Source organism: Nonomuraea indica (assembly GCF_002850745.1).
In the GTDB taxonomy this organism is placed as follows: Bacteria; Actinomycetota; Actinomycetes; order Streptosporangiales; family Streptosporangiaceae; genus Nonomuraea; species Nonomuraea indica.
The window spans coordinates 1-8,150 of sequence record NZ_PJOK01000092.1; the positions used below are offsets into that span (position 1 = coordinate 1).

Annotated in this window: 7 protein-coding genes; 4 read left to right on the top strand and 3 right to left on the bottom strand. The window is 70.0% G+C overall.

Going from position 1 to position 8,150, the window contains the following annotated elements; translation table 11 throughout:
- The 3 genes from CXR44_RS38530 to CXR44_RS38540 all read right to left on the bottom strand — a co-directional run.
- Positions 1-198 (bottom strand): DUF742 domain-containing protein (locus CXR44_RS38530; RefSeq protein ID WP_245899952.1); only part of this gene is annotated, 198 nt, incomplete at its 3' end.
- Positions 198-620: a roadblock/LC7 domain-containing protein gene (locus CXR44_RS38535; RefSeq protein WP_101791108.1), complete on the bottom strand. Its 423-nt coding sequence runs from the start codon at positions 618-620 to the stop codon at positions 198-200. The genes CXR44_RS38530 and CXR44_RS38535, both read right to left, overlap by 1 nt.
- Positions 617-3,481 (bottom strand): sensor histidine kinase, encoded by a 2,865-nt coding sequence (locus tag CXR44_RS38540; protein ID WP_101791109.1) that lies wholly within the window; start codon positions 3,479-3,481, stop codon positions 617-619. Before CXR44_RS38540 ends, CXR44_RS38535 begins: the two co-directional genes overlap by 4 nt.
- 437 nt (positions 3,482-3,918) lie before the next feature.
- On the opposite strand from CXR44_RS38540, the gene CXR44_RS38545 reads away from it, so the two are divergent.
- From CXR44_RS38545 to CXR44_RS38560, 4 genes are all read left to right on the top strand, one after another.
- On the top strand, positions 3,919-4,716 hold the full coding sequence (locus tag CXR44_RS38545; protein ID WP_180903907.1) for an ABC transporter permease: 798 nt from the start codon (positions 3,919-3,921) through the stop codon (positions 4,714-4,716).
- Positions 4,713-5,504, top strand: a complete 792-nt coding sequence (locus tag CXR44_RS38550) for an ABC transporter permease (protein ID WP_101791110.1) — start codon at positions 4,713-4,715, stop codon at positions 5,502-5,504. The genes CXR44_RS38545 and CXR44_RS38550 overlap by 4 nt, the downstream gene beginning before the upstream one ends.
- A 268-nt stretch (positions 5,505-5,772) precedes the next feature.
- Positions 5,773-6,723 carry an ABC transporter substrate-binding protein gene (locus tag CXR44_RS38555; RefSeq protein ID WP_245899953.1) on the top strand — a complete coding sequence of 317 codons (951 nt, stop codon included), beginning with the start codon at positions 5,773-5,775 and terminating at the stop codon, positions 6,721-6,723.
- A 125-nt stretch (positions 6,724-6,848) separates the two neighbouring features.
- Positions 6,849-8,081, top strand: coding sequence for a flavin-dependent oxidoreductase (locus CXR44_RS38560; protein ID WP_101791113.1), 1,233 nt, complete (start codon positions 6,849-6,851; stop codon positions 8,079-8,081).
- Positions 8,082-8,150 lie beyond the last annotated feature (69 nt).

Sequence of the window (8,150 nt, forward strand, 5' to 3'; positions counted from 1 at the left end):
GATATGCGAAAACTCGCGAGGCTCAGCCGTCGCCGACGACACCAACGCCTCCATCGCCAACTTCACCCGCGGCGCCGTCCGCCCACCCGTCACCGCGTACGGACGCACCGGCGACGCGGGGTCGGAGTGAGGAGGCTGCTGAGGCGGACGAGGGGGCTCCCAGCCGCCGGAGTTCCATCTCGGGTCGTTCACCTGCATCACCTGGACTGACTGGCGCGCAACTCGGCACGCACAGCCGGAGTGAGCACCTGACCCGCACGGTCCACCATCAGCGTCATCTGATACGCCACCAGACCCATGTCACAATCAGGCGCGGCCAACACCGCCAGACACGAACCATCACTGATCGACATGATCAGCATCAACCCGCGCTGCATCTCCACGATCGTCTGACTCACCGCACCACCCTCGAACACCCGAGCGGCACCCTGCGTCAAACTCACCAACCCCGACGCGATCGCAGCCAACTGATCAGCCCGATCCGGCGGAAACCCCGCCGACGCCGCCAACGGCAACCCGTCGGACGAGACCACGACCGCATGCGCCACACCCGGAACCGTGCTCACGAAATCCGTGATCAACCAGTCGACCCCGCGCGCGGAATGACTCAGGTCGTTCATGTGCCCTCCTCCCTGTGGTCAAGCGGCTTGGAGCCGGACGAGTACGTACGGCCCTCGTTGATGTCGTCCCGGGCGGCCCGGAAGCCCTGCTGGAAGCTCGACAGGCGGCTGCGCACCCGGTCCGGCGAGAGCGCGGGCATGGGCGTGACGCCCTTGGGCGCGGACGTGGTGTCGGCCGAGCCGGGCACCAGGTTGGCCTTCGGCACCCGCTTCGGCAGACCCGACGCGGTCGCCCCGTCGCGCACCGGCTCCACCACGGCCTGGGCCGCGTTCCAGCCCTCGTCGGCCTTGGACGTCCCCCAGTTGGCGCTGGCGTCGCCGTGGTCGAACCAGGCGGACTCCACGGAGGCGAAGATCGGCAGGAACTCGTCGCCGGCCGAGGCCGGCTTGACGACGGGGATGGGGCCGGTGGCCGCCGCCTCCGTCTCGGGGAAGTCGTAGCGGGGGCGCGGCTCGGGCTCGGGACGCTCACCGGCTCCCCAGCTCGGCGGCAGGTCGTCGGCGGGCGGTCTCGGGAGGTTGTCGCCGTCGCCGTTCCAGCCGCCCGCGCCTCTGGACGGCACCCACACGTCCGAGGTGTCGTAGCCGCCGCCGCGGGCGGCGGGTGTCTCGCCGGGCCAGCCGCCCGCCTCGGACGGCCACTGCGGCATGGACGGCCAGGCGGCGGCGGTGTCGGTCGAGGAGTAGGAGGGGTGTCCGGGGCCCATCTGGTAGCCGCCGCCCTGCCACTGTGAGGCGGATGCCGGGGGCGGCGCGGCGACGGGGGCCGCGGGGACGGCGGGGGGCTCGTCGCGGACGGCGGGCGTTCCGGCGTAGGCGGGCGAGGGGGCGCCGAGCAGCGACTCGGGCAGCAGCACCATGGCGGTCAGCCCGCCGCCGCCGTGCGGCCGGAGCTGGACGCGGACGCCGTGCCGGTGCGCCAGCCGGGCGACCACGAACAGGCCCATCCGGCGCGACACGGAGACGTCGACGATCGGCGCGTCGAGAAGGCGTTCGTTGGCCGCGAGGAGTTCTTCCTGGGTCATGCCGATGCCCGCGTCCGTGACGGACAGCATGACGCCGCCGCCGTCGATGCGGCTGCCCGACACCGTCACCCGGGTCTCGCGCGGCGAGAACGACAGGGCGTTCTCCACCAGCTCGGCCAGCAGGTGGATGACGTCGTTGACGGCCTGACCGGCCACCGAGACACCATCGGGCACCTGCAGGACCACCCGCTCGTAGTTCTCCACCTCCGACAGCGAGGCGCGGGCGACGTCGACGAGCTTGACCGGCTGGCTCCACCGGCGCGGCGGATCCTGACCCGCCAGCACCAGCAGGTTCTCACTGTTACGCCGCATACGCGTCGCCAGATGATCCAGCTTGAACAGGTTCGCCAACCGGCTCTCGTCCTGCTCACCCTGCTCCAGACCATCGATCAACGTGATCTGCCGCTCCACCAACGTCTGACTGCGCCGCGACAGGTTCACGAACATCGCGTTCACGTTCGACCGCAGCCGCGACTCCTCACCCGCCAACCGCACCGCCTCACGATGCACCTCGTCGAACGCCCGCGCCACCTCACCGATCTCGTCCTCGGAGTCGACGCCGATCGGCTCGACGTCGAGCTGGCCGGTGGCGTCGGACTCGCGCAGCCGCCGGACGGTCTCGGGCAGGCGCTGGCCGGCGATGTGCAGGGCCTCGCCGCGCAGCCGCCGCAGCGGGCGCACGAGGGATCGGGCCATCACGACGGTGACGAGGAGGACGACGAGGAGCAGGGCCGCGATGGCGATGCCGACGATGAGGGCGGTGCTCTGCTCCGACTCCTGCAGGCTGCGGCTGCGCAGGATGATGGAGGCGGACAGCTCGTCCTCCACCTTGCGCATGCGGTCGATGGTGTTGCTCATCGCCTGGAACCACGCGGCGGCCGCGCCCTGGGTGCCGAGCGTCACGTCGGTCAGGCGGGTGTCCTCCTCGGCCAGCACGACGGCGCGGGCGCGCAGGCCCTCCGCGCGGTCGACGTCCTCACCGGAGACGTTGTCCTCGTAGGCCTGGCGCTGGGCGATCGTGGCGTTGGCCCGGAAGGTGGCCAGTTCGCTGTCCCGCTGGGCGCGGGCGGCGAGGAAGTCGCTGTACATCGCCTGGTCGAACCGGCGGGCGGCGAAGGCGGCCATGAGGATGGCGCGTTCGCGGGAGGCCTGGGCCTTGGCCCTGCCCAGCGCCGCGAACGCGGCGACGCCGTCGGACAGTTCCTCGTCGACGGCGCCCTGGTCGATGTCGTCGCTGAAGGCCATCACGTCGCGGATGGTCTGCTCGTACATGCGGATGACGGTCGCGGTGTCGAGCTGCGAGTCGGTGGCGAACTTGCGGGCGCTGCGCAGCGCGTTGAGCCGGTTGAGCACCTGCACGGCCTCGGCCCGCGTGGTGCCGGCGGAGGTGGCGAGGGTCTGGATGTCCCCGCGGATCTTCCGGACGGAGGAGTCGACGTTGGTGTACTGCGTCTGCATGTTGGCGCGGCCGCTCGACCGGCGGCCCTGCGCGACGTACGTGGCGGTCAGGTCGCGTTCGAGTTGGAGTCCGTGGGCGAGGTCGGCGAGCCGGCCGGCGAGTTCGGCCACCTCGTTGACGCGCTGGTACTCCCCCGCGCTCTCGATCGAGGCGGTGACCCTGATGCCGCCCAGGACGAGAGCCGCCACGGTGGGAATGACGACGAGGACGAGCAATTTGGAGCGCACTCGCCAGTTGCGCAGCGCGGTCCTGCCCGCGCGCCGCGGGGCGGGCTCGGCGGGGCGCGAACCGTGCTGGCCGCCGACGTCCGGCTGGGGTGGCAGCGGGGTGGACGCGGGCGCCGTGTCAGGGTTCCCGCTGGTAGATGCAGTCCTCACCGACGTTGCAACCTCTCCTCGGACGTCTGATGCGCGCGGATCACATCATGACGGTTCGGCGTGCGGCGCCGACACATCCATGGGCGAGTGCTTATTTGAGCACACCCACATTAATTCGGCCAATGCCGCACGCATCACAAGTGACACACTAATCGCCAAAACGCCCTAAACGGGGCCTATTTAAGCTTCAACTGCATCCATAAATCGGATGCCCGCCACCATTGCCGTACATACCACCCAAACCAGGACAAGTCCTACAGACAGCTCGATGTGCTGACATGTCGGGCTTACCGGTTGTCGGGTGAGACGGGGAGAAAGATTGATCACCTCGGTACGCTGACACCCGTCTGCCCGTCCCTCCGTCCGGCCCGGCGTGCCACCCGGCCGGATACAGCCATGGAGACCACGATGACGCTTTCCACGAACGGGGCGTTCGCATGCGACTGAATCCCCGTCGTGCCCTCGACAGCCCCCTGGTCTGCGGCACCCTCGGCGTCGTGATCCTGTTGTGCGTCGCCGAGGCGGCCGGCCGCGTCGGCATCGTTCCCACGGTCCAATTCCCGCTGGCCTCGACCATTCTCGTCGAGGCGGCGAAGCTCGCCGCCGACCCGAGCTTCCTCGCCGACATCGCGACCACCTTCACCGGCTGGGCGCTCGGGCTGCTGGTGACCGTCCTGATCGCCGTGCCGCTGGGGCTGCTGCTCGGCAGCGTGCCGCCGATCGAGCGGGCGCTGCGCCCGCTGATCGAGTTCCTGCGGCCCATCCCGTCGGTGGCGCTCATCCCCCTCGCCGCGTGGGTCATCGTCGACCCCACGCAGATGAAGGTGACGATGATCGTGTACGCGTCGATGTGGCCCGTCCTCATCAACACCGTCTACGGGCTGCGCGACGTCGACCCGGTGGCCAAGGAGACGCTGCGGACCTTCGGCTTCGGGCCGCTGTCGGTGCTGCTGCGGGTGTCGCTGCCGAGCACGGCGCCGTTCATCGCGACCGGCGTCCGCGTCGCGGCGGCGATCGCGCTCATCCTGACGATCAGCACCGAGTTGCTCGCCGGCGGGAGCGGCGGCATGGGCAGCTTCATCATCCTCGCCGAGAGCAGCCCGGCCGGCGTCACGCTGACCGTGGCCGCCACGTTCTGGGCCGGGATGCTCGGCCTGGTCACCAACGGCGCCTTCGTGCTGGCCGAGCGCCGGGCCTTCCGCTGGCACACCGCCAAGACAGGAGCGGCGCAATGATCAGGAAGTTCGTGACCGCCGTGCTGCGGCTGTGGATCGTGCCGGTCGTCCTGGTCGGGTGGGAGGTGGTCACCCGCAACTGGGCGCACCCCTTCTTCCCGCCTCCCACGACGATCCTCCCGCACATGAGGGATCTGTGGTTCGACGGCCCCGCCTCGCGGCTCTGGCTCAACGAGACCGCGCTCGCGAACTTCCCGCCGAGCCTGGGCAGGCTGCTGACCGGGTGGGTGCTGTCCGGCGTCATCGGGGTGACACTGGGCCTGGCCATCGGGCGCTCGCCGCTGCTCTTCAGGTTCGTGGACCCGATCATCCAGTTCGGCCGGGCGCTGCCGCCGGTCGCCCTGCTGCCGATGTTCATGGCGATCTTCTCGATCGGCGCGAAGATGCAGATCTCGATGATCGCGTTCGGCATCGTCTGGCCGGTGCTGTTCAACGCCGCCGACGGTGGCCGGACCGTCGACCCGCTGCACCTGGAGACGGCCCGGGTCTTCAGGCTCTCGCGCGCGCAGCGGCTGCTGCGGGTGATCCTCCCGTCGGCCCTGCCGAAGATCTTCGCCGGACTGCGGCTGAGCCTGTCGCTGGCGCTGATCCTCATGGTCATCGCGGAGCTCTTCAGCACGAACGGCCTGGGCTACCAGCTCCGCCTGGCCGAGCGCGTCTTCGACCCGCCCGGTATGTGGGGGGCCGTGATCCTGCTCGGCGTCCTGGGCTACCTGTTCAACCTGATCTTCGTCCTGGCGGAGCGGCGGGTCCTGGCCTGGCACAGCTCGGCCCGGCACCGGACGTGACTTCCCGGGCGCGGTCCGCATGGTCGTCCCGGCGTTTCGGTCCACCCCTTTCTTGTACGGGTGCCGACCGCAAACAAACCGACCAAACACGAAATATAGGGATATATCACGAGATGCACGGACAATCCCCTGCATCCTTCTCAGGAACGTTCCCCTGTTTACGCTAGGCTCTTCCCCCCAAGATCACCCCCAAGCGCGACAAGCAACGCGTCTTCCCCCTGGAGCGATCATGTCCGGTCTCCGGCGCCGCATGCGTATATCTGCACTTTTGCTCACGGCTACCGCGCTACTCGCAGCAGGATGCGGCGGAGGTGACTCCGACTCCTCCGCGAACGCGGGCGGGATCGAGAAGGCCGACCTCGTCGTCGGCATGCTGCCCCTCCCCGAGGTGGCCCCCATCCAGATCGCCATCGACAAGGGCTATTTCAAGGCCGAGGGTCTCAACGTCAAGATCCAGATCATCCAGGGCGGCGCCACCGCCATGGCGGACCTGACCAAGGGCAGCCTGCAGGTCCTGCACAGCAACTACGTGTCCGCCGTCACCGTCGCCGCCAAGAACCTCGCCAAGGTGAAGGTCGTCGGTGAGGCGTACACCGCCAAGCCCAACAACTTCGCGATCATGGTGAAGAAGGGCTCGCCCATCGCCAAGGTCGCCGACCTCAAGGGCAAGAAGGTCGGCGTCAACACGCGGGCCAACGTCGCCGAGCTGTCCGTCAGCGCGCTGCTGAAGACCCACGGGCTCAAGCCCGGGGACGTCAACTTCGTCGAGCAGCCGTTCCCGCAGATGGCGGGCGCCCTGGAGTCCGGGCTCATCGAGGCCGCCTTCCTGCCCGAGCCGTTCCATCAGACGGCCGCCACCCAGAACGGCGCCGTCCTGCTGTCGGACGCGTTCACCGGGCCGACCGCCGACTTCCCGATCGCCGGCTACCTGGTGACCGAGCAATTCGCCAAGGACAACCCCAAGACCGTGGCCGCCTTCCAGCGTGCCCTGATCAAGGGCGCCGAGCTGGCCATCTCGAACTCCGCCGAGGTCAAGGCGGCCCTGGGCAAGTACACCAAGATCGACCCGGCCACGGCCGACCTCATGGTGCTCGGCGGTTTCTCCACCTCGGTCAACGAGACGCGGCTGCAGCGGGTCGCCGACCTGATGCTGGAGTTCGGCTACATCCCGCAGAAGTTCGAGGTCAAGCAGATGATGTTGACGCCCGCCGCCTCCTGACGGTGAATCAGGACTGAGGGGCGAGGCCGAAGGGGGAGCGCACCCGCGCTCTCCCTTTCTCATGCCACACGTCATGCACCCGTCGTCCGACGGGCGGGAACCACTGGGGGTAGACGATGCGCATCATGATCATCGGCGCCGGGATCGGCGGGCTCACCACCGCGCTCAGCCTGCACGCGGCCGGGCTCGACTGCGAGGTCGTGGACGCGGCGGCCACGTTGCGCCCGCTGGGCGTGGGGATCAACGTGCAACCGCACGCCGTACGGGAGCTGACCGAGCTGGGGCTGGGCGACGCGCTGGCCTCGACCGGCGTGGAGACCACGTTCATGACCTTCACCGACCGGTTCGGCGGCGAGATCCTCGCGCTGCCGCGCGGCCGGTCGGCCGGTTACCGCTGGCCGCAGTACTCCATCCACCGCGGCGAGCTGCAGATGATCCTGCTCGCCGCGGTGCAGGAGCGCGTCGGGCCGGTCCGGCTGGGCCTGCGGTTCGAGGCGTTCGAGCAGCACGGCGACGGTGTGGACGTGGTGCTGCGCGACGTGGCCGGCGGCGCGCCCGTGCACGAGCGGGTGGACGTGCTGGTCGGCGCCGACGGCGTGCAGTCGGCGGTCCGCTCCCGCCTGCACCCGGAGAACGACCCGCTGCGGTGGGGCGGCATCCGGATGTGGCGCGGGATCGCCGAGGGCGGGCCGGTCAGGGACGGCGCCACGGTGCTGGTCGCCGGGTCCAACCGGGACGCCAAGTTCGTCGCCTACCACGTCTCCGCCACCGATCCCCGGCTGGTCAACTGGGTGGCCGAGGTCAAGGTGGCCGAGCCGGGCCCGGTGAAGGAGGCCGACTGGTCGCGCGCGGGCCGGCTGGAGGACGTGGCGCGGCACTTCGCGCACTGGGAGTACCGGCATCTCGACATCCCGGCGCTCCTGGCCGGCTCCGAGCGGATCCTGGAGTATCCGATGTGCGACCGGGACCCGCTCGACTGGTGGGGCCGGGGACGGGTGACGCTGCTGGGCGACGCCGCCCATCCGATGTACCCGATCGGCTCGAACGGCGGGTCGCAGGCGGTCCTCGACGCCCGCGTGCTGGCCAGGCACCTGGCGACCGCGGACGATCCGGTGGCGGCGCTGGCCGGTTACGAGGCCGAGCGGCGCCCCGCCACGTCGGCCCTGGTGGTCGCGCACCGCTCGCTGCCCATCGAGGAGACGATCAGCCTGGTGGCCGAGCGGGCTCCGCGGGGCTTCGCCGACATCGCCGACGTGCTGACCGCCGAGGAGCGGGCGGCCATGGCCGACGCCCAGCACCGCCTCACCGACATGGACGTGCGCGCGCTGAACGAGCGCGAGTCGTGGAGCGTGCGCTGACCGGCCGCTGCGCTAGCCGCTCCAGCCTGGCACGGCCATCCGGACCGTCAACGCGTGCTCGACCAGATT